The organism is Demequina sp. (assembly GCA_024707205.1).
GTDB lineage: Bacteria > Actinomycetota > Actinomycetes > Actinomycetales > Demequinaceae > Demequina.
Genome location: JANQAD010000001.1, coordinates 1,838,839 through 1,859,227, shown reverse-complemented (window position 1 = coordinate 1,859,227; position 20,389 = coordinate 1,838,839). Strand labels below are relative to the sequence as shown.

At 67.0% G+C, this 20,389-nt stretch carries 18 protein-coding genes and 4 pseudogenes; 9 read left to right on the top strand and 13 right to left on the bottom strand.

Going from position 1 to position 20,389, the window contains the following annotated elements:
* Window positions 1-114 precede the first annotated feature (114 nt).
* The 3 genes from NVV57_09505 to NVV57_09495 are packed head-to-tail and all read left to right on the top strand — an operon-like array spanning window position 115 to window position 1,680.
* Entirely contained in the window at window positions 115-927 is an 813-nt protein-coding gene (locus NVV57_09505; protein ID MCR6712898.1) for a TIGR04255 family protein, read from the top strand.
* Window positions 914-1,090: a hypothetical protein gene (locus NVV57_09500; protein ID MCR6712897.1), complete on the top strand. Its 177-nt coding sequence runs from the start codon at window positions 914-916 to the stop codon at window positions 1,088-1,090. Before NVV57_09505 ends, NVV57_09500 begins: the two co-directional genes overlap by 14 nt.
* Window positions 1,090-1,680, top strand: coding sequence for a hypothetical protein (locus NVV57_09495; protein ID MCR6712896.1), 591 nt, complete (start codon window positions 1,090-1,092; stop codon window positions 1,678-1,680). Before NVV57_09500 ends, NVV57_09495 begins: the two co-directional genes overlap by 1 nt.
* 99 nt (window positions 1,681-1,779) lie before the next feature.
* Here NVV57_09495 and NVV57_09490 read toward each other — a convergent pair whose 3' ends face one another.
* The 8 genes and pseudogenes from NVV57_09490 to NVV57_09455 all read right to left on the bottom strand — a co-directional run bounded on the left by NVV57_09490 (window position 1,780) and on the right by NVV57_09455 (window position 11,258).
* Window positions 1,780-3,558 (bottom strand): long-chain fatty acid--CoA ligase, encoded by a 1,779-nt coding sequence (locus NVV57_09490; protein MCR6712895.1) that lies wholly within the window; start codon window positions 3,556-3,558, stop codon window positions 1,780-1,782.
* A gap of 705 nt (window positions 3,559-4,263) precedes the next feature.
* Window positions 4,264-5,378, bottom strand: a pseudogene (locus tag NVV57_09485) (branched-chain amino acid aminotransferase).
* Between the two features lie 51 nt (window positions 5,379-5,429).
* Window positions 5,430-6,475 (bottom strand): annotated as a pseudogene (locus tag NVV57_09480) (3-isopropylmalate dehydrogenase).
* Window positions 6,472-7,500 (bottom strand): ketol-acid reductoisomerase, encoded by a 1,029-nt coding sequence (ilvC, locus tag NVV57_09475; protein ID MCR6712894.1) that lies wholly within the window; start codon window positions 7,498-7,500, stop codon window positions 6,472-6,474. The pseudogene NVV57_09480 and the gene ilvC overlap by 4 nt, the downstream one beginning before the upstream one ends.
* A gap of 50 nt (window positions 7,501-7,550) precedes the next feature.
* Window positions 7,551-8,069, bottom strand: a complete 519-nt coding sequence (ilvN, locus tag NVV57_09470; GenBank protein MCR6712893.1) for an acetolactate synthase small subunit — start codon at window positions 8,067-8,069, stop codon at window positions 7,551-7,553.
* A 3-nt stretch (window positions 8,070-8,072) separates the two neighbouring features.
* Entirely contained in the window at window positions 8,073-9,908 is a 1,836-nt protein-coding gene (locus tag NVV57_09465; GenBank protein ID MCR6712892.1) for an acetolactate synthase large subunit, read from the bottom strand.
* 265 nt (window positions 9,909-10,173) lie between these two features.
* A complete protein-coding gene (locus NVV57_09460; GenBank protein ID MCR6712891.1) occupies window positions 10,174-10,836 on the bottom strand; it encodes a hypothetical protein in 663 nt (220 codons plus the stop codon).
* Window positions 10,830-11,258: a hypothetical protein gene (locus NVV57_09455; protein MCR6712890.1), complete on the bottom strand. Its 429-nt coding sequence runs from the start codon at window positions 11,256-11,258 to the stop codon at window positions 10,830-10,832. The genes NVV57_09460 and NVV57_09455 overlap by 7 nt, the downstream gene beginning before the upstream one ends.
* 52 nt (window positions 11,259-11,310) lie before the next feature.
* Here NVV57_09455 and NVV57_09450 point away from each other — a divergent pair, with 52 nt between their 5' ends.
* Window positions 11,311-11,622 carry a hypothetical protein gene (locus NVV57_09450; protein ID MCR6712889.1) on the top strand — a complete coding sequence of 104 codons (312 nt, stop codon included), beginning with the start codon at window positions 11,311-11,313 and terminating at the stop codon, window positions 11,620-11,622.
* 25 nt (window positions 11,623-11,647) lie between these two features.
* Here the strand turns inward: NVV57_09450 and NVV57_09445 are convergent, their stop codons facing one another.
* The 3 genes from NVV57_09445 to NVV57_09435 form a co-directional block, all read right to left on the bottom strand.
* Window positions 11,648-12,181, bottom strand: coding sequence for an RNA polymerase sigma factor (locus tag NVV57_09445; GenBank protein MCR6712888.1), 534 nt, complete (start codon window positions 12,179-12,181; stop codon window positions 11,648-11,650).
* Between the two features lie 138 nt (window positions 12,182-12,319).
* Window positions 12,320-14,017: a dihydroxy-acid dehydratase gene (gene ilvD, locus NVV57_09440; protein MCR6712887.1), complete on the bottom strand. Its 1,698-nt coding sequence runs from the start codon at window positions 14,015-14,017 to the stop codon at window positions 12,320-12,322.
* A gap of 97 nt (window positions 14,018-14,114) precedes the next feature.
* The gene (locus NVV57_09435; GenBank protein MCR6712886.1) at window positions 14,115-14,369 is read right to left on the bottom strand and encodes a hypothetical protein; all 255 of its coding nucleotides are present in this window, start codon (window positions 14,367-14,369) and stop codon (window positions 14,115-14,117) included.
* Between the two features lie 85 nt (window positions 14,370-14,454).
* Here NVV57_09435 and NVV57_09430 point away from each other — a divergent pair, with 85 nt between their 5' ends.
* The 5 genes and pseudogenes from NVV57_09430 (at window position 14,455) to NVV57_09410 (ending at window position 18,078) form a co-directional block, all read left to right on the top strand.
* Window positions 14,455-14,862: a TipAS antibiotic-recognition domain-containing protein gene (locus NVV57_09430; protein MCR6712885.1), complete on the top strand. Its 408-nt coding sequence runs from the start codon at window positions 14,455-14,457 to the stop codon at window positions 14,860-14,862.
* Window positions 14,863-14,998: 136 nt separating this feature from the next.
* Window positions 14,999-16,924 carry an APC family permease gene (locus NVV57_09425; GenBank protein ID MCR6712884.1) on the top strand — a complete coding sequence of 642 codons (1,926 nt, stop codon included), beginning with the start codon at window positions 14,999-15,001 and terminating at the stop codon, window positions 16,922-16,924.
* A 150-nt stretch (window positions 16,925-17,074) separates the two neighbouring features.
* A pseudogene (locus tag NVV57_09420) lies at window positions 17,075-17,317 on the top strand (NAD(P)H-dependent oxidoreductase).
* 40 nt (window positions 17,318-17,357) lie between these two features.
* Window positions 17,358-17,633 carry an NAD(P)H-dependent oxidoreductase gene (locus tag NVV57_09415; GenBank protein ID MCR6712883.1) on the top strand — a complete coding sequence of 92 codons (276 nt, stop codon included), beginning with the start codon at window positions 17,358-17,360 and terminating at the stop codon, window positions 17,631-17,633.
* Window positions 17,634-17,715: 82 nt separating this feature from the next.
* A complete protein-coding gene (locus tag NVV57_09410; protein ID MCR6712882.1) occupies window positions 17,716-18,078 on the top strand; it encodes a DUF1801 domain-containing protein in 363 nt (120 codons plus the stop codon).
* A gap of 12 nt (window positions 18,079-18,090) precedes the next feature.
* Here NVV57_09410 and NVV57_09405 read toward each other — a convergent pair.
* Both NVV57_09405 and NVV57_09400 read right to left on the bottom strand, forming a co-directional pair.
* A pseudogene (locus tag NVV57_09405) lies at window positions 18,091-18,713 on the bottom strand (hypothetical protein).
* Between the two features lie 491 nt (window positions 18,714-19,204).
* Window positions 19,205-20,359 (bottom strand): ROK family transcriptional regulator, encoded by a 1,155-nt coding sequence (locus NVV57_09400; GenBank protein ID MCR6712881.1) that lies wholly within the window; start codon window positions 20,357-20,359, stop codon window positions 19,205-19,207.
* Between the last annotated feature and the right edge of the window lie 30 nt (window positions 20,360-20,389).

Here is a 20,389-nt window from a genome sequence, read left to right as displayed (position 1 = left end):
GAAGCAATGGGGGCAACGAGTTCGTTCGAGCGGTGAGGCGACCGACTCATGACCCACAGAAGCCACTTGTTCGATGGAGGGATCCCGCAGTCGTGAGCCCAATGAAGGAGAAATATGAGTGACACCTACAACGTGTATCGCGACAACACGATCAAGCAGGTAATTGCGCGCGCCGACTTTGAGAACCCTCTTACCGGGCTTTCCGACGCGATGACCTCCGACTCGGTCGCCAAGTTTGTAGCAGCGTTTCCGAGGCAACAACTGAAGGATGCGAAGACTCAGCAAGTCACGTTGACGGTCGAGGACACACGCCAAAGCATGGAGCATGAGGTTCTCGACAGTTTTCCGATGTGGCTGCTTCGCACTCGTGACGGGAGCGGACAAATCACCTTGTGTCGTGACTTCCTCTCCTACACCGTTACCTCGTACACACGCTTCCACGACTTTTCCGCACAGTTTGCAATCGCACTTGACTTCCTGCACGACGCCCTCGGCGGATACCCAGACTTGCGTCGGCTGGGTCTTCGCTACATCGACCACATTTCGGCGTTGCCAGCCGACCCGGCTGAAGTCGAACAGCCAAGTTGGAAACACCTGATCGCTACCGACTTGACTCGCCACCTCGACTTCGCAAAGGGCGCGACGCTCGTACGATCGGTGTCGCTCATGGAGTTCGACGAGGAGCCAGCACGGATCCGCTTGCAGTTCGGAATCCCAAACGAGTCGTTCCCGGAGCCGGTTGGTAGCGCCCCATTTCTCCTCGACACGGACGCGATGATCGCCGCCCGAATTCCGGGCGTTGCAGTGCTCGACGAGCTGCAAAGCCTGAACCACCTCGCCTACAAGTATTTCGAGCGTGCGATCACAGATGACCTTCGCAATGCGATGGGACTCGCGGACCCGGGAGAGCAGCATGACCGATCTTGACGACGTCTTCGAGATGGAGTTTCCGACGCCTCCTAAGGACTACTTCTCGGCCTCCGAGAGCACGGTCGTGTCGACGGCTGTGCATGATGAAGCCGAGACCCTTGATCGCCTGCGGAAACCCCATCGGCGCGACCTTGAAATCCGCATTCCGCTGGAGGCCTGATGGATCGCAGTGCCGTTGAGGCGCCGAACGCCAGCCGCGTATCGCAAGGTGACATTGTCCGGAACATCGACCTACCTGAGTGCGTGGCGGTAGAGGGAGCAGAAGTAGTCGTGAAGATAACCCGGTTTCCCTACGCCGTCGTCCTAACACAGGATTGTGAGCTCGAGCAAGACGCTAACGCGCGAGCGAACGGGTCGATTGGGCAACGCATTCTGCACGTCTTGCTGGCGCCCGCGTACCACCAAGCCGACTTGATCGCCGGTGAACACCTCTCCTTGCTCGATATTCAAGCGAGTTCGATCAATGCGAGCCCAAAGAGCCAGTCAGCGAAGGACTTCATGAGGAATAACAATCCGCGCTACCACCAACTCCCGTTGTCCAAAGCGGGCGATGGGCTACCTGACCTGGTCGTGGATTTCAAACACAACTTCTCGGTGAACGCGGACTACCTCGCCACGATCCACGCAATGAGAGGCGTGGCACTCACCCGTCTGGCCGATCTCTATCGCGAAGACCTCTCGCAACGGTACGCCGCGTTCTTGTCAAGAATCGCGTTGCCAATCCAGGTAGACGGATTTCCCGCGGGCTAGCGCACTAGCCAAAGGCTCCGCTCGAAGGGTTCATGGCGCGACTCGGAGTCAGCAAACGATGCCTAAACGAGCGGCACACGCCCAGCTAGTGTGACGCGCCTACAGAGCCGGCGCAGCGCCCGCATACATCTCCTCAACAACGTCCGCATAGTTCGCGAGGATCCTGTCGCGCCTGACCTTCAGCGACGCCGTCATCTCCTCGCGCGCCTCCGTGAAGCTCGCGGGCACAATCCGGAACTCACGGATCGACTCCGCGCGAGACACCTGGGCATTCGCCAACGACACGGCGCGGGAAACCAGCTCGCGCACCCGCGAGTCCCGCGACGCCTCCTCCACGGACATCGACGGCAGCGCGTGCGACGTCAGCCAGTCGGGCAGCATCCCCTCGTCCAGCGCCACCAGTGCGGACACGAAGTGCCTGCCCTCCCCCACCACGACCGAGTCCTGGATCGCCGGGTGCGTCCGGATTGAGTCCTCGAGCACCGCCGGCTGCACATTCTTGCCCGAGCTCAGCACCAGAATCTCCTTCTTGCGCCCCACCACGGTGAGCGCGCCGTCGGAGATCCTGCCAAGGTCACCGGTGGCAAACCAGCCATCTACCAGCGAACTTGCCGTGGCGTCGGGCTGATTCCAATAGCCCATGAAGACGTTCGCGCCGGCCAAGAAGATCTCGCCGTCATCGCTCACGCGGGCCGACGTTCCCGCGAGAGGGCGCCCAACGGTGCCCATGCGGCGGGTTGGCTCGGGCGTGCCGAGCGCTGCGGCCGTGGACTCGGTGAGGCCGTAGCCCTGCAGGATCGTCACGCCGACGCCCTCGAAGAAGTTGCCAATGTGCGCGTCGAGTCGCGCGCCGCCGCTCAGCGCGTAGCGCAGCTGGCCGCCCGTGAGGTGGCGAATCTTGGCGAGCACGAGCCTGTCCGCAATGCTGTGCCTCGCGCGCAACCCAACACCCGCGTGGCCCGCGGGGAGCGTGGCGCCGTACTCGCGCGCCACCTTCGCGGCCCACCGGAAGATGCGCTTCTTGACGCCGTGCTGCGCCGCGTCCGCGCGGTTGTAGATGGTCTCGAGCACGCGCGGCACCACCACGATCACCGTGGGCTTGAAGCTCGCCATGTCCGCCGCGAGCGTCTTGTGACTGGGCGCGAACGCCGTCACCACGCCGGCGCTCATCGCAAGCATCATCGCGAGCCGCCCAAACACGTGCGCGAGCGGCAGGAACAGCAGCAGCCGCGCGTCGCCGGCGACGAACCCGCCAAAGTCAGGGTCCCGCTCGATGTTCCGTACGTGGTCCACGAAGTTCGCGTGGCTCAGCATCGCGCCCTTTGGCCGCCCCGTGGTGCCCGAGGTGTAGATGATGGTCGCGAGGTCGTCGGGGCCCACGTCCGCCGTGCGGGCGTCCAGTTCGGCGTCGCTCACGCTGGCGCCGCCCAGGTCGCCAAGGCGCGCCAAGTCCAGTGGCCTGCCCGACGCTTCCACCACGGCGTCTGCCCGCTCGGGGGCGTCGGTGGCCACGTGGGTGACGTCGGCGTCGGCCAGAATCCAGGCGACCTGAGCCGCGGAGGATGACGGGTAGATGGGGACGGTCACGGCGCCCGCGGCGAGGATCGCGAAGTCCATGACGGCCCACTCGAAGCGGGTGTCGGCCATGATGCCAACGCGGTCACCAGGCGCGATGCCGAGGGCGATGAGGCCCTTGGCGGCGGCGCGGACTTGGGTGTGGAACTGGGCGACCGTCACGGGCGTCCAGGTGCCGTCTTCCGCCTTGAGCTCAGCGAATGTATGGTCCGGGGCAGTGGCGGCGCGCAGGTCCAGGAGTTGGGTCAGGTTGCAGCGCTCCTCCACCGTCACCAGCGATGGCGAGGACATCTCGGTCCACATCATGCCAGTCTAACTTACGGTGCCGTAGGTTAGTTCCCTTCGACACGTCCACCGAACCGCTGCTGCGCGTTCTGGCGGGAAGTTCCGAGGGCTACGGCAATCGCCGTCCACGAGTCTCCCGCGGCCCTTGCTTCTTCGACTGCGCGAGCGAGTTGAGCACCTGCAGCTTCTTGAGCCGCGACCGCCGCGATGATCGCTCGGAAGTGCTTGGCGTCGCGTCCCGGATTTGTCGCCGGCGTAAGGGCGTCCAGAGCTGCCATCTCACCGTCGATTGTGCGCTTGGTCTTCGTCATCATCTTCACCGGAGATAGTCGTAGCGGCTCGGTCGGAGTCGATCAGCGTGGATCACTCGGTCCGGGGCGGACACCGGCACGGCGACAATCTCTAGCATCACACCGCTTCTGTCCGGCCCTATGACGAGCAATCGGTCTTCACCCCTGTAGTCGAAATCTATAAAGCGAATGGCATTGGCCAGCGCGTGCCGGATGTCATCGTCAGAGACACCATGACGACGCGCACTCGCTACGATCCGCACGTGTCAACGTTAGGTTGACAGTCTCTCTCCGGGGCCCAGTCGTGTCAATCTGTGGATAACGGGAGCAGCGGTGGCGAATCTCGCTCGCTGATTTCAGGAATTCCTGAGACGCCGAGACACGACTCACGCCCGAGAGCCAGCCACAGCGTCGGGCCGTGTGCAGAGCCGCCCTAGACGATCCGGCGCATCCACCCGTGGGTGTCGGGCACGCGTCCGTACTGGATATCCGTGAGCCGCTCGCGGATCGCCACGGTCACGGGACCGGGCTCGCCGTCGCCAACGGTCAGCTCAAAGTCCTCGGACCCGAACTTCCCAATGGGCGTGACCACCGCGGCCGTGCCGCACGCGAACACCTCCGCGATCGTGCCGGACTCGAGCCCCGCGCGCACTTCGATCAGCGGCACGTCCCGCTCCACCACCTTGATGTCGTCCTCACCGAGCAGCGAGATCACCGACGTGCGCGTCACGCCCTCAAGGATGTTGCCGTTGATGACGGGGGTGACGACGGTGCCGTCGTCCATGACGATGAACACGTTCATGCCGCCGAGCTCCTCGAGCAGGGTGCCGTGGCGCGCGTCCAGGTAGAGCACCTGCTCGTAGCCGCGCGCGTACGCCGCCATCTGCGGCATGAGCGAGGCCGCATAGTTTCCGCCGCACTTGGCCGCGCCCGTGCCGCCGGGGCCGCCCGGTGATAGTCCTTCTCGATCCAGATGCTCACGGGCTTGAGCCCGGAAGCGAAGTACGGCCCAACCGGCGACGCGATCACGAGAAACTCCACATGGCGCGCGGGGCGCACGCCCAGGAACGCCTCGTGCGCGTACATGAAGGGGCGCAGGTAGAGCGAGGTCTCCGCGCCGCTCGGCACCCACGCGGAGTCCTGTCGCACCAGCGCCTCGATGGCGCCGATGAAGTCCTCGCCCGGCAGCTCCGGCAGGGCCAGCCGCCATGCGGACCGGTTGAGCCGCGCCGCGTTCGCCTCCGGCCGGAAGGTCCACACGGAGCCGTCCTCCCAGCGGTACGCCTTGAGCCCCTCGAAGACCTCCTGGCCGTAGTGCAGCACGGCGGCCGCGGGGTCCAACTGCAGCGGCCCGTACGCCTCAACCCGGCGGTCATGCCAGCCCTCGCCATCGGTCCAGGTGATCCGGGCCATATGGTCGGTGAACTGGACGCCAAAGCGAAGGTCGGCCAGAGCGTCGGCCCTCTCCTCATCGCTGTGGGGCGCGCCGTTGGGGATTACCCGGAAGGCCTCAACGCTCGACGGAACTTCTGCGGCAGTGGTGCTCATCCGGGTCCTCCTTCTGGCCAGTCATAACATGTTATGAGTAATGGAAACGGGTCAGGCTTCCCTGATGCGAGCCGCGAGCGCGTCGCCAACCTCTGAAGTGGAGCGCGTGACTCCCGGCACCTTCTCGGCAGCGTCCGACGCTACGGCGGCTTCCACTCGTGCGGCCAGTTCGGCGTGGCCAAGGAAGTCCAGCATCATCGCCACCGAGAGGACGGTCGCAGAGGGATCGGCGATGCCCTTGCCCGCGATATCGGGCGCGGAGCCGTGGACCGGCTCGAACATCGAGGGGAACGTGCGGTCCGGGTTGACGTTGCCCGACGCCGCGAGCCCAATGCCGCCGGAGATCGCCGCGGCCTGGTCGGTGAGGATGTCGCCGAACAGGTTGTCGGTGACGATCACATCGAACTTTCCGGGGTTGGTCGTCATGACGATCGTCGCCGCGTCAATGTGCAGGTAGTCCCACGTCACGTCAGGGAACTCGGGCGCCACGGCCTCAACCGTGCGGCGCCACAGGTGCCCCGCGTGGACCAGCACGTTGTGCTTGTGCACCAGCGTGAGCTGCTTGCGCTCTCGCTTGGCCGCCACCTGGAACGCGTAGCGGACCACTCGCTCCACGCCGTGGCGGGTGTTGATCGACACCTCCGTGGCGATCTCGTGCGGCGTGTCCACGCGCAGCGCGCCGCCGTTGCCCACGTACGGGCCCTCGGTGCCCTCGCGGACCACCACAAAGTCCACCTCGGTAACGTCGCGAAGCGGCGAGACCTCGCCCGGGTAAAGGCGCGAGGGGCGCAGGTTCACGTACTGGTCAAGGGCAAAGCGCAGCGGCAGCAGCACCCCCTCTCGAGCACGCCAGAGGGAACGGACGGGTCGCCGATGGCGCCAAGGAGGATGACGTCGTGGCCGCCAATAGCCTCGAGGTCCGCGGGGGTGAGGGTGTCGCCGGTGGCGTGCCAGCGTCGGGCACCCAGGTCAAACTCGGTGGTCTCGAAGGTGAGGTCCGTGCCCTCGGTGGCAGCGCGCAGGGCCTTCAGGCCCTCCGCGACCACCTCCGGGCCGATGCCGTCACCGGCGACAACCGCGAGGCGATAGTTGGTCATCGCGCCGTCTGACCATCCACGTAGTCGGAGTCCACGGCCGTGGTCCATGCGAAGAGCTTGCGTAGCTCGCGGCCCGTGGTCTCGATGGGGTGCTGCTCGCCCTTGGCGCGCAGCGCCTGGAACTCCTCGCCGCCGCCGTCCTGGTCGTCAATGAAGCGCTTGGCAAAGACACCGGTCTGGATGTCGGTGAGCACCGAGCGCATGTGGTCCTTGACGTCGGGCGTGATGACGCGCGGGCCGGAGACGTAGTCGCCGTACTCCGCGGTGTCGGAGACCGACCAGCGCTGCTTGGTGATGCCGCCCTCGTGCATGAGGTCAACGATGAGCTTGAGCTCGTGGAGCACCTCGAAGTACGCGATCTCCGGCTGGTAGCCGGCCTCGGTGAGGGTCTCGAAGCCGTACTGGATGAGCTGCGAGACGCCGCCGCACAGCACGGCCTGCTCGCCGAAGAGGTCCGTCTCGGTCTCCTCGGTGAAGGTGGTCTTGATGACGCCGGCGCGCGTGCCGCCGATGCCCTTGGCGTAGGACTTGGCGATCTCCCACGCCTGGCCCGACGCGTCCTGCTCCACCGCGATGATGTCCGGGATGCCACGGCCGGCAACGAACTCGCGGCGCACCGTGTGGCCGGGCGCCTTGGGCGCGATGAGGATGACGTCAACGCCCTCCGGGGGCGCAATGTAGCCGAAGCGGATGTTGAAGCCGTGCGCGAACGCGAGCACCTTGCCCGGCGTGAGGTGCTGCTCGATGTCCTCGGCGTAGATGATGCGCTGGAATTGGTCGGGCGCGAGGATCATGATGACGTCAGCCCACTCGGCTGCGTCGCCAACGGAAAGCACCTCGAGGCCCGCGGCCTCCGCCTTCGCGATGGAGCGAGATCCCTCGCGGAGGCCAACGCGCACGTCGACGCCGGAGTCCTTCAGGTTCTGCGCGTGCGCGTGCCCCTGCGAGCCGTAGCCGATGATGGCCACCTTCTTGCCCTGGATGATGCTCAGGTCAGCGTCGTCGTCGTAGTACATCTCGGCCATGACTGGTCTTCTCTCGTTTCTGTTCTTAGGTCTGTGGTGGGGTTGAAGGCTTAGGCGCTGACGCGGTCGAGCGCGCGCTCCGTGATGGAGCGGGCGCCACGGCCAATGGCAACGGTCCCTGACTGGACGATCTCGCGCACGTCATAGGTCGCGAGCGCGGCGAGCAGGGCGTCGAGCTTCTCCGGGGTGCCGATCGCCTCGATTACGAGGGCGTCGGTGGAGACGTCGACGACGTGCGCCCGGAACAGGTCAACGACCTGCAGGATGTCTCCGCGCTGGCGCGCGTCGGCGCGCACCTTGACGAGCAGCAGCTCGCGCTGCACGGAGCGCTCCTTCTCCAGCTCCACGATCTTCAGCACGTGGACCAGCTTGTTGAGCTGCTTGGTCACCTGCTCAAGCGGGTGCTCCTCGACGTCGACGACCACCGTGATGCGGCTGATATCCGGGTGCTCGGTTGGGCCCACCGCGAGCGAGTGGATGTTGAAGGCACGCCTTGAGAAGAGCCCCGCGACGCGAGACAGCACGCCGGGCTTGTTCTCGACGAGTACCGAGAGGGTGTGCTTGGACATGACCTACACCTCACGTTCCCACTGCGGCGCCATGCCGCGAGCGTACTGAATCTCATCGTTGCTGGTACCGGCCGCAACCATGGGCCACACCATGGCGTCTCGCGACACCGTGAAGTCCACGACGACCGGCTGGTCGTTGATCTCGTTGGCGCGCTTGATGGTCGCGTCCACATCAGCGTCGGACTCGCAGCGAAGACCAACGCAACCCATAGCGTCGGCCAGCTTCACAAAGTCGGGCACGCGCACGGTGCCGTGGCCGGTGTTGAGGTCCGTGTTGGAGTAGCGCGAGTCGTAGAACAGGGTCTGCCACTGCCGCACCATGCCGAGCGACGAGTTGTTGATGATCGCCACTTTGATGGGGATCTCGTTGAGCGCGCACGTGACGAGCTCCTGGTTGGTCATCTGGAAGCAGCCGTCGCCGTCGATCGCCCACACCGTCTTGTCCGGCATGCCCACCTTGGCGCCCATCGCAGCGGGCACCGAGAAGCCCATCGTGCCAAGGCCGCCCGAGTTGATCCACGTGTTGGGGTGTTCGTACTTGATGAACTGACTTGCCCACATCTGGTGCTGGCCAACGCCGGCGGTGAAGATCGTCGAGTCGGAGTCGTTGAGCTCGCCGAGGCGCTGGATCACGTACTGGGGGCTGCTAAGGCCATCAGCCGTGCGGTCGTAGCCGAGCGCATACGTGGTGCGCCACTCGTCGAGCTGCTTCCACCAGGCGCCAAGATCGGGCTGGCCGTGCTTGCGCTGCTCCTCGGCGAGCGCGGGAACCAGGTCCGCGAACACGTCCTTGAGGTCGCCGACGATCGGCACGTCAACCACGCGGTTCTTGCCGATCTCCGCCGGGTCGATGTCCGCGTGGACGATCACCGCATTGGGCGCGAAGCTGTCAAGGCGGCCCGTCACCCGGTCGTCGAATCGCGCGCCAAGGGCGACCACGAGGTCGGCCTTCTGCAGCGCCGCCACGGCCGCGACCGTGCCGTGCATGCCGGGCATGCCGAGGTGCTGGGGGTGGCTGTCAGGGAGCGCACCGCGGGCCATGAGGGTGGTGACCACCGCGGCGCCGCTGAGGTCAACCAGCTTGCGCAGCCCGGCCGACGCTCCGGAACGGATCACGCCACCGCCGACGTAGAGCACGGGTCGCCTGCTTGTGGCCAGGAGGCGCGCGGCCTCCGTCACCGTCTTGGCGTGCGGCTTGGAGCCCGAGTTGAATCCGGGCAGGTCCACGCGGGTTGGCCACCGGAACGTGGTCTGGGTCTGCATTGCGGACTTGGTGACGTCCACCAGCACGGGCCCGGGCCGGCCATGCGTGGCGATGTGGAACGCCTCGGCGATGGCGCGCGGGATGTCCTCAGGGTCCGTCACCAGCATGTTGTGCTTGGTGATGGGCTGCGTGATGCCGACGATGTCCGCCTCTTGGAAGGCGTCCGTGCCGATGAAGCTCGCGCCCACCTGGCCCGTGATGGCGACCATCGGAATCGAGTCCATGTTGGCGTCGGCGATGGGCGTGACGAGGTTCGTGGCGCCTGGGCCGGACGTGGCAATGCACACGCCCGGGCGCCCCGTTGCGTGCGCGTAGCCCTGCGCGGCGTGACCGGCGCCCTGCTCGTGGCGCACAAGGATGTGCCGCAGGATCTTGGAGTCCATGAGGGGGTCGTACGCGGGCAGGATCGCGCCGCCCGGCAGACCAAAGATGTCCGTGACGCCCGCCATCTCGAGCGAGCGAATGAGTGACTCGGAGCCCAGCATCTTCTCGCCCGCGTGCGCGGCCGGCGCCGCGGGAGTGGTCACGGGGCGCGTGCGCACCGCTGAGGGCTTCGGTGTCTCGACCTGTGCCATCTTCTCTCCTGATCGTTGATGAGGCGGCCGTCGCATCCGCCTCGCATGGAAAAACCCCTGGGCCCTGGTGGCTTCGGGGTCTGCGCGCGGACTGTTGCCTGGCTGGGACTTAGGTGTCCGCGCGCCCGGTAAGTACTACGACGATCGCCTGCATGTGAGGGACTCTACGCCTCCGTAGGTTCGCTTGTCACGCTGCGGGGGCACAATCTCGCATCGTGGTTCACCATCTTACATATTGAGACGTACGACCGATGTACGAGGCTCGTCACTTGGAGGCAAAGGTCACCGTTCGTTGGTCCTCAAGTTCCGCCGTGGTGACATAGGCGGCCCGGCCGTCGGGCCGCTCGGCCCACACACCAAGGCGGCCCACATAGTCGCCCCACCACTCGGTGCCCGTCGAGACGGCGTGGGCGAATGCCCTGTTGTACTGGGTTCCGAGCACGGTATCCGCATCGGCCCATCCGCACAGGACGCCCACACTCTGCACCGCCGCCAGCTCGCCGCCTTGCGCGGCGAACACCTGCAGTCGATTCTTGTCTGCGTCGCGCACAGCCACCTTGGACGAATCAGGGCTCCACGCGGCTTCAACGCCGACCATCGCCTTGGACTGCGTCACCAGGCCGCTGCCATTCGGGCTCACCGTGTGCCAGATCGCGTTCATGTCCATGGAGTCGTAGCTCACGAACGCGATGCGAGATCCGTCAGGTGCCCACTGGATGCCGTCCTCCGCCCAGGTACTCCAGGTGACTCCACCCACCTTCGCCACGCGCGAGTCCGAGCCACCAATGGATCGGACCCGCAGTTCTGGCACGCCCTTCGAGTTGAGCGAATAGTAGGCGAACGCGTGACCGGTAGGCGCGAAGGTCGCGGTGCCCGCCCCCTTGACGGTCTCGGTGGCACCTGTGGCCACGGTGACGATCGTCACCACGCTGTCTGCAAGCTCGGCCGCGCCGCCCCTGTCGTGACCGCGATGTACTTGCCATCACCCGAGTACGACAGAAGCGCTGACGACGCGCCCTCATAGTCAATCGTTGGCAACGACGCGATGACCTTGCGTCCGGAGCCGTCCGCATTGATGATCGCGAGCGCGCTGCCACTCCCGTCGTCCGCCACGAAGGCGAGCCGTGACCCGTCCGGCGACCACACCGGCTGCGTGTTCCGGTAGAACTCGTCAATGCCAGTGACTTGGCGAAGCTTGGAGCCGTCGGACGCACCAAAGTAGATGCGCTGCGGCTGGGCGCCGATGTAGTTGAGCAGCACATTCGCGCCGTCGCTCGTGAAGTCGGGCACCGTGAACCACGCGTCGAAATCGTCGAAGCGAGCGAGCTCGCTCTGCACGGGCGTGTTCACGAAGGGGAAGGCGAAGTCAGGCGCCGCCTGCGCGGTTTCGGTGGGCTCGGGCGTGGCTGACGCACTCGGGGATGCGGAAGGTGACGCGCTTGGAGACGAACTCGGCGACGCGCTCGCGCCCGCTGACGGGCTTGGCGAAGCGGTTGGCGACGAACTCGGCGTGTGGCTGGGCGCCACGGGCAAAGTGTCATTGGGACGGAGCTGCAGCGCCCACACGCCCCCGCCGATCGCTCCTGCACAGAGAATTCCAGCCGCCGCAATCGACGTCACGCGGAGCGCGTGCCGACGGTTCGCTGACCTCGCCAGCCTGGCGGCCTCCGGCGCGGGCGCCGCACCCACCTTGGCGGCCATTGTCGCCTCATGATCACGCATCATGCCCCGCAGGTCACTCACGATGCCTCCTTCCGGGCGTCGACCGGAACCGTGGGCCGGTCGGCCACCACCTCGTTCAACCCGAGCGCCATGTTGAGGTGGCCCACGCCGTCGGCCACGTACCGCTTCACGGAGCCCGGGGCCAGACCCAAGGCGTCCGCCGTCTCCTGAATGCTGAGATCGTCCAGATAGCGAAGTGCTACGCAGACGCGCTCGCGCGGGGGCAGGGCCTGGAGCGCTGCGGCGAGTCGAGAGTCGGGCACCTCGGGGTCCGCGTAGGTTCCTGTCTGCTGAGCCCCGAACCGGGCGCCGGCCTTGGAATCGCGGCTCTCGCGGCGCTTGGAATCGATGAACCTTGAGGCGATCGCCTTGCGCACGTACGCCTCTGCGGCGTTGAGAGTGGGGAAGTTGCGCGAGCGGCTGAACACGGAAAGGAGCGCGTCGTGGACGAGATCCTGCGCCATGGCACGCGAGCCGGACAGGATCGTTGCGAAAGCAATCAGGCGGCCGTATCGCTCCGCGCACAACTGTTCCAGCATCGGGTGACTCATCGTTGGGTCTCCATAGCAATCCCCTCTCTTGCGATACGTAACGCTAGAGGGTGGCTGGAGGTTGGGTGAGCCGATCGGGTAGGGATTTGGTCACAGTCTGGCAACGGCCCGACGCTGTGGCCGGGTCACCAGTCGGCCTCAGCTGAGCACCGCCCCCTTCGAGGCAGATCCCACCAGCTTCGCGTACTTCGCAAGCACGCCGCGCGTGTACACCGCGGGAAGCGGCTCCCAGCCCTCGCGTCGGGCGGCGAGCTCCTCCTCGGACACGAGCAGTTCGAGCCGGCCGTTGGCCACGTCGAGCGTGATCCTGTCCCCATCGCGAACGAAGGCGATGGGCCCCGCGTCCACGGCCTCGGGCGCGATGTGGCCAACGCACAGGCCCGTGGTTCCGCCGCTGAAGCGGCCGTCGGTGACCAGCAGCACGTCCTTGCCGAGCCCGGCGCCCTTGATGGCGGCGGTGATGGCGAGCATCTCGCGCATTCCGGGACCGCCCTTGGGGCCCTCGTACCGGATCACGACGCAGTCGCCCTTGTGGATCTGACCCGCCTCGAGCGCATCAAGCGCGGCGCGCTCGCGATCAAACACGCGAGCGGTCGCCTCGAACACGTCGTTGTCGAAGCCCGCGGACTTCACCACGGCGCCGTCGGGCGCGAGCGAGCCCTTGAGGATCGTGATCCCGCCCGACTTGTGAATCGGGTTGTTCAGCGCGCGCACCACCCGGCCGTCGATCTTCTCCGGCTTGAGCTCGGCCATGTTCTCGGCGAGGGTCTTACCGGTGACGGTGAGGGCGTCGCCATGCATGAGTCCGGCCTCGAGGAGCGTGATCATGACGGCCGGCACGCCGCCGACCCGGTCAACGTCGTTCATCACGAACTTGCCGAACGGCTTGAGGTCGCCAAGGTGCGGCACCTTCGCGGCGACGCGCGAGAAGTCGTCGAGCGTGAGGTCAACCTCGGCCTCGTTCGCGATCGCGAGCAGATGCAGCACCGCGTTGGTGGAGCCGCCGAACGCCATGACAACGGCGATCGCGTTCTCGAACGCCTCCTTGGTCATGATGTCGCGAGCGGTGATGCCCAGCCGCAGCATGTTGACCACCGCCTCACCCGACTTGTGCGCGTAGTAATCGCGGCGTCGGTCAGCGGAGGGCGGGGACGCGGAGCCGGGGATCGACATGCCGAGCGCCTCACCAACGGACGCCATCGTGTTCGCGGTGTACATGCCGCCGCACGCGCCCTCACCCGGGCAGATGGCCTTCTCGATGGTCAGCCGGTCCTCCTCGGACATGAGCCCGGCGGCGCACGCGCCCACGGCCTCGAAGGCGTCGATGATCGTGACGTCCTTCTCGGTGCCATCGCTAAGCTTCACGTGCCCGGGCATGATCGAGCCCGCGTAGAGGAACACCGAGGCGAGGTCCAGCCGCGCGGCCGCCATGAGCATGCCGGGCAGCGACTTGTCGCAGCCCGCGAGCAGCACGGATCCATCAAGGCGCTCGGCCATCATCACGGTCTCGACCGAGTCCGCGATGATGTCGCGGCTCACGAGCGAGAAGTGCATTCCCTCGTGCCCCATCGAGATGCCGTCACTGACGGAGATGGTGCCGAACTCGAGCGGGTAGCCGCCGCCGGCGTGCACCCCGTTCTTGGATGCGGCCGCGAGGCGCTGCAGCGACAGGTTGCAGGGCGTGATCTCGTTCCACGAGCTCGCGATGCCGATCTGCGGCTTGGCGAAGTCCTCGTCGCCGAGTCCAACCGCTCGCAGCATGCCGCGGGACGCGGTGGCCTCGAGGCCGTCGGTGACCTGTCGTGAACGGGGCTTGATGTCGGGCGTTGACGTCATACGGGGAGTCTAGAACCGGCCCGACGCTGTGGCTGCGTTGCGCTCAAAACGCGGGCTTGACGTTGACGCGGCGTCAACTTCTACCATTCATAACATGTTATTGCTGCCCATTGCACAGGTCGCGAAGAAAACCGGCGTCACGAGCCGCACCCTGCGCCACTACGACGCCATCGGCCTGCTCCCGCCTGCGGACACCGCGGCCGATGGCCGGCGCTACTACGGCGAGAAGGAGCTGCTCCGGCTCCAGCACATCCTGATCCTCAAGGAGCTCGGGGTGGACCTGGCCACCACCGCCCGCGTCCTGGACGCCGCCCCCGACCACGCCGTCGGGCTGCTGAAGGACCACCCTCAAGGCGCTCACCAAGGAGCGCGACCGCTTTGCGCGCCTCGCCGCCACGGTGAGCCGCACCATCGACCACCTGGAAGAGGGAACCGCCATGACAACCGACGAGATGTTCGAGGGCTTCAAGCACGCCCAGTACGAGCCAGAGGCCCGCGAGCGCTGGGGTGACGCCGTAGTCGACAGCTCGAACGCCAACTGGGAGCGCATGGGCGCCGAGGGCAAGCGGCGGCACATGGAGATCGACCGCGAGATCGTCGAGGCGCTCGGCGCCGCAGCCCGCATCCACCTCGCTCCCGACAGCGCAGAGGTACAGGACGTCGCGGCTCGCCACTACGAGTGGGTCGCGAAGATCTGGACGCCGAGCGCGGAGGCCTACGTGTCGCTCACGCAGATGTACGTGGACGACGAGCGCTTCCGCAGCCACTACGACGAGATCACGCCGGGCGCCGCGGCCCTGTTGCGCGATGCGGCAGCCGTTTACGCCGCGAAACACCTGTCGTAGCAGGCGGTTTCATGCGTGGACCTACGCGCGCGTAGCATTGACATACGTGACTTCTTCGGCGCGCGACGTCAAGCGCTGGTTCCTCGGAAAACCGCTCTCAACGGACAAGGCAGAAGGTCAACTTCTGCGCAAGCGCATGGCGCTTCCCATCTTCTCCTCGGACATGCTGTCGTCCGTCGCGTATGGCCCGCAGGAGCTGCTGCTCATGCTCACCGCGGGCGGCCTCGCCTTCCTCGTGTTCGCGCCGTGGGTGGCGGCCGCGGTCGCCGCGCTCATGATCATCGTCGTCGTGTCGTATCGCCAACTGATCCGCGCGTACCCCTCCGGCGGCGGTGACTACGAGGTCGCGTCCAAGAACCTGGGTGAGAGGGCGGGACTCGTGGTGGCGTCGGCCCTGCTCGTCGACTACGTGCTCACGGTCGCCGTGTCCGTGGCCTCGGGCGTGGACAACCTCATCTCCGCCTTCCCCGAGCTGCACTCCTTGCGCGTGGAGATGGCGATCGTCTGCGTGGGACTCCTGATCGCCGTGAACCTGCGCGGCGTCGCCGAGTCGTCGCGCGCCTTCGCAGCGCCAACGTACTTCTTCATCGCGAGCGTCGCCGCCATGATCGTCGTAGGTGTAGCCCGCGAGGTCTTCGGGACGCTGCCCCTTGCAGAGTCCGCCGGGTACACGGTTCGCCACCACGACCTCGCCACTGCGGGGATCGTCCTGCTCGTGCTGCGCTCGTTCGCGTCCGGCTGTTCGGCGCTCACCGGAGTCGAGGCGATCGCCAATGGCGTGCCCGCCTTCCGGCGCCCCAAGATCTCGAACGCGCAGCGCACGCTGCTGACGATGGGCGCCATCGCCGTGACCGCGTTCATCGGCATCACCTTCCTCGCTCTCCGCACCCAGGTGCACTACGCCGCCGACCCATGTGAACTCCAAGGCTTCGAGGACTGCGAAGGCACGGCGCAGCGCTCCGTCATCGCGCAGATCGCGGCGTCGGTGTTCGGCGGCTACACGTCGCTCGGCTTCTACGCGATCCAGGCCGCGACGGCCCTGGTGCTGCTGCTCGCCGCGAACACGGCGTTCAACGGCTTCCCGTCCCTCGGCTCCGTGCTCTCGCGCGACCGCTACGCGCCCAAGGCGCTGCAGGCTCGCGGCGACCGCCTCGTGTTCAGCAACGGGGTGATCATCCTGGGCGCGGCAGCCGCGCTGCTCGAGCTGGTCTTCCGCGCCAACGTCAACCTGCTCATCCAGATGTACATCATCGGCGTCTTCATCAGCTTCACGCTCGGCCAGTCCGGAATGGTGGTCCACTGGACGCGCAAGCTCCGCTCCGGCCACGCCCCCGGCGCCGCAGCGGCGAAGGTCAAGCGCATCCGCGTCATCAACTTCGTGGGCGCGATCACCACGGGAACGGTCTTCGTCATCGTCACGATCACCAAGTTCACGCACGGCGCGTGGATCGTGTTCGTGATCATGCCGATCCTGTGGTTCTTCATGCGCAAGGTGAACCGGTATTACGCCGACGTCGACCAGCAGGTTGAGCCGGACCCGAGCACCGTCTTCGGCTCCACCGGCGACCACGCGATCGTGCTTGTGCACAAGGTGCAGACGCCCGTGCTCAAGGCCCTCGACTACGCCATCGCCGCCCAGCACAGAAGCCTCGAGGCCGTGCATGTGGCGACCGACCCGTCGGCCCTGCCAGAGCTCGAGCGGAACTGGGCGCTGCAGCGCATCCGCCTGCCCCTGACGATCCTTCCGTCGCCCTATCGCGACGTCTCCACGCCGCTCGTCGAGCACATTCGCGAGCACCGCGAGCAGCACGGGTCCGAGGTCATCTCCGTCTACATCCCCCAGTACGTGTTCGGCCACTGGTGGGAGGGCATGCTGCACAACCGCAAGGCGCGGCGCATCCGGCACCGACTGGTGCTGTGTCCCGGCGTGGCAGTGGTGCTCGTGCCGTGGCTGCTCGACTCTTCGAGGGCGCTCTACACCCGCCCCCCGCGCGCGATTCCCGGGCTCGAGCGCCGCGGCGTGTCCGCGCTCCCAGTGGTTCGCGACAACGCCAAGAAGTAGCAGGCCCGACGCTGTGGCCGGGTGTGGCGCACGCCTCACCAGTTCTGGGAATGGTTGAGGCTTCAAGCCCGTTGTCTGCGTAGTTCACAAGCATTGTGTGCCGGCATTGCGGTCGGCGATCCCCCTCACCTCTCATAAGGAGACGTTGTCATGCGCATTGGCGTCATCGTCGGCTCGCTCTCTAGCCGCTCCATCAACCGCACGGTCGCGAGCCACTTCCAGTCCATCGCGCCCGAGGGCGTCGAGTTCTTCGAGATCGACTGGTCCGAGCTGCCGCTGTATCGCCAGGACCTCGAGCCCGCCTTCCCTGCCGCCGCCCTCGACTTCAAGCAGGACATCGCGGACGCCGACGGCATCATCATCGTCACCCCTGAGTACTCGCGCTCGCTTCCGGGCGCACTCAAGAACGCGCTCGACTGGGCCGCGCGTCCCTATGGCAAGGGGCTCCTTCGACGGCAAGCCCGTGGCGATCATGGGCGTCTCGGGCGGGCTGTTCGGCACGATGGCCGCGCAGCAGCACCTGCGCGCGATTCTCGGCCACTACAACGCGCCGACCATGGGTCAGCCGGAGACCTTCCTCCGCTTCAACGCGGAGGACTTCGCGGGCGGCGAGATCGTCGACGGCGCCACCCGCGCGATGCTGACGAACTTCATCGAGGCCGCCGCCGCCCACGTGGCCCTGCACACGCGCGAGACCGCCACCGTCTAGCGCGCTCTCGCGCGGCGCGAGCGGCGACGCAATCGCGACCTGGTACCAGCGTCGGGCCGCATGTAACGGTACGTTGCTCCGTATGACGTCCCCTGAGGTCGACGCATGGATGGCTCGCTACGACAATCCGATGCGTGACGTGGTGCAGCGCGTGCGACAGATCATGCTGCAGTCGGACGAGCGGCTCTCGGAGTGCATCAAGTGGCAGACTCCGACCTTCGTCTACAAGGGCTTCCTCGCGAGCTTCTACCCCAAGCCCACGTCCGTTGCCACGCTGATCTTTCACGCGGGTCGCGCGATCCCCGGCAGTTTCCCGCACCTTGAGCCCGCGGGGAACGACGGTTTAGCGCTGCGGGTCGTCTCGATCGCGGAGGCCGAGGAGCGCCGCGACGAGCTTGAGCGCATCGTCGCTGCGTGGATCGCGCTGCGCGACCGCGCCAGCTGACGGCTCACGCGCCTACGGTCGCGGCTCGGGCACCCACTCGCCGATGCCGACGAAGTTGACAGGCTCTTCGCCAGCGAGCGCCGCGCGAATCTGCGCGTGCACAAGGTCCGTGTAGCGACGGTCCGTGAGCGGCGTCATCCCGCCCACGTGGGGCATGATGATGCAGTTCTTCGCATCCCACAGCGGGTGATCCGCCGGCAACGGCTCCGGATCCACCACGTCGAGGCCCGCGCGGAGGCGACCGCTGTTCAGCTCCGCGAGCAGGGCATCGGTGTCAACCACGCCCCCCTGCCCACGTTGATGAGCAGCGCGTTGTCCGGCATCAGCGCCAGGAACTCGGCATCTACCAGGCCCCTCGTGCTGTCGTTGAGCGGGGTGACGAGCACCACGATCTCCGCATCGGGGAGCAGCCGCGGCAGGTCCTCCACTGCGTGGACGAGGGTTCCGTCCGCCGCCATACGAGTCTGGGTGGCCACGCCCAGCACCTGCGCCTCGCACGCGCGCATGCGCGCGCCGATCGCGCTGCCGATAGAGCCGTAGCCCACGATGAGCACGCGCCGATCGGCAAGCGAGGGCGGGTAGGTGTTGCCGCGCCAGTCGTGGTTGCGCTGCGCCTCGAGCAGCTCGGGGAACATACGCTGGCTCGCGAGCGCGAGCGTGAGCGCCATCTCCGCCGTGCGCGAGTCGTGGACCCCGCTGGCGCTCGCGAGAGCAACGCCCTTCGGGGTGATCGGGAGAGCGTGCTCGTACCCGGCGGACGGAATCTGGATCAGCTTGAGGTTGGGCAGCTTCGCGAGCCGCGCGTAGACCTTCCTACCTCCGGTCTTGTGGGGGACGCACACGATCTTGATCTCATCGCGCAGTTCCTCCGGCGCGTCCCCCGCACCCGGGTCCCACAGCACCAGCCGAGCCTCGCCGCCGACGTCGCCGATAGCGTCGGCCGTCTCCTGGTCGCCTACAGAGATGGTGAGCACCCGGCCAGTCTTGCACGGGCGTGCAGGCCCTGATGCTGACACGCCCGCCCCGCACCTCTCCCTCCGGAATGGGTTCTGGTGGTCGCGAATCGCGCGTTTCGCAGCCACCAGAACCCATTCCGGGATGTGACTTCGCGGGCCACGCTGTGCGGCTACGCGCGCGCTGGCACCGGGTCCGCCAGGAGGGGCGCGAAGGCGAGCTCGGCGGCACCGAGCGCGAGCACAGAGTCACCCAGCTCCGCGCGCACGATCGGCACCGAGTCCGCGAGCGGCGACAGGGTGTCGCGCGCCACGATCTCGGTCACGAGCGCCGACTGCGCGTCGATGAGCTCGGCGAGGAAGCCGCCGACGACCACCAGCTCGGGGTTGAACGCGGAGATGAGGTTGGCGACCGCGCCCGCGAGCACGGCTGCCTGGCGCTCGACCTCGGCGGCCCGCGCGGTGCCGGCAAGGCTCGCGAGGCGCTGCACGTTGACCTCGGTCTCGAGACAGCCGGTGCGGCCGCAGTCGCATCGCGCCGCTCCCCCGCGCACCACCATGTGGCCGAACTCGCCGCCGTGCCCGCGCGAGCCGGTCATGAGCCTCCCGCCCACGAGCGCGGCGCCGCCGATGCCGGAGGTGGATCCGTTGAGGTATAGCACGTCGCGCGCGCCCCGCGCGGCGCCGAACCGCACCTCCGCGAGCAGCGCCACATTCGCGTCGTTGCCGACGTGCACGGACATCCCCAGGGCCGTGCTCCACGGTCCCGCGATCTCTTGGTTGCGCCACGCGAGGTGGGGAGCGTTGACCACGGTTCCGCCCTCGAAGTCCACGAGGCCGGGAACTGCAACCCCGGCACCTACCAGGCCCGACGCTGACTCACCCAGGATTGAGGCCGCCAGTCGGGCGGCGGTTGCGGCCGCGTCGGCGGGGCTTGGGATCGACGGGAGGGTCTCGCTCGCCTGGGCGAGGACCCGTCCGCCGAGGCCGACGAGCGCCACGCGGACGGCGTCGATATCGGGGTTGATCGCGAGCGCGGCTATCCCGCTTGCGGGACGAATGACGGGACTTGGCCTGCCAACGGTGCCGGCAGCGTCGGGCTCCTCCGAGGTGACGAGGCCCGCCTCCTCGAGCGTCGCGACCACGGCGCCGATCGTCGAGCGATTGAGTCCCGTCTCCCGCGTGAGCGTGGCGCGCGAGACGGCGTGGCCGTAGTGCACGGCGCTGAGTACCGTGGACAGATTGTGGCCGCGAATGGAGTCGTGGCGCGCGCCGCCGGATCCCCTCACCGTCCATGGCTGAGGGGGCCGCGTGGGGGTGTCCACCATGGCGCTCCCGACTTCGATGTCCGTCCTTTT

What these genes read in the sequence shown, in the direction of transcription:
- NVV57_09500 (MCR6712897.1), top strand. Translation starts at nt 914, where the DNA reads ATGACCGATCTTGACGACGTCTTCGAGATGGAGTTTCCGACGCCTCCT.
- NVV57_09465 (MCR6712892.1), bottom strand. Translation starts at nt 9,908, where the DNA reads ATGGCACAGGTCGAGACACCGAAGCCCTCAGCGGTGCGCACGCGCCCC.
- NVV57_09400 (MCR6712881.1), bottom strand. Translation starts at nt 20,359, where the DNA reads ATGGTGGACACCCCCACGCGGCCCCCTCAGCCATGGACGGTGAGGGGA.
- NVV57_09415 (MCR6712883.1), top strand. Translation starts at nt 17,358, where the DNA reads ATGGCAAGGGGCTCCTTCGACGGCAAGCCCGTGGCGATCATGGGCGTC.
- NVV57_09495 (MCR6712896.1), top strand. Translation starts at nt 1,090, where the DNA reads ATGGATCGCAGTGCCGTTGAGGCGCCGAACGCCAGCCGCGTATCGCAA.
- NVV57_09490 (MCR6712895.1), bottom strand. Translation starts at nt 3,558, where the DNA reads ATGTGGACCGAGATGTCCTCGCCATCGCTGGTGACGGTGGAGGAGCGC.
- ilvD (MCR6712887.1), bottom strand. Translation starts at nt 14,017, where the DNA reads ATGACGTCAACGCCCGACATCAAGCCCCGTTCACGACAGGTCACCGAC.
- NVV57_09445 (MCR6712888.1), bottom strand. Translation starts at nt 12,181, where the DNA reads ATGAGTCACCCGATGCTGGAACAGTTGTGCGCGGAGCGATACGGCCGC.
- NVV57_09430 (MCR6712885.1), top strand. Translation starts at nt 14,455, where the DNA reads ATGACAACCGACGAGATGTTCGAGGGCTTCAAGCACGCCCAGTACGAG.
- ilvC (MCR6712894.1), bottom strand. Translation starts at nt 7,500, where the DNA reads ATGGCCGAGATGTACTACGACGACGACGCTGACCTGAGCATCATCCAG.
- NVV57_09425 (MCR6712884.1), top strand. Translation starts at nt 14,999, where the DNA reads ATGGCGCTTCCCATCTTCTCCTCGGACATGCTGTCGTCCGTCGCGTAT.
- ilvN (MCR6712893.1), bottom strand. Translation starts at nt 8,069, where the DNA reads ATGTCCAAGCACACCCTCTCGGTACTCGTCGAGAACAAGCCCGGCGTG.
- NVV57_09410 (MCR6712882.1), top strand. Translation starts at nt 17,716, where the DNA reads ATGACGTCCCCTGAGGTCGACGCATGGATGGCTCGCTACGACAATCCG.
- NVV57_09505 (MCR6712898.1), top strand. Translation starts at nt 115, where the DNA reads ATGAGTGACACCTACAACGTGTATCGCGACAACACGATCAAGCAGGTA.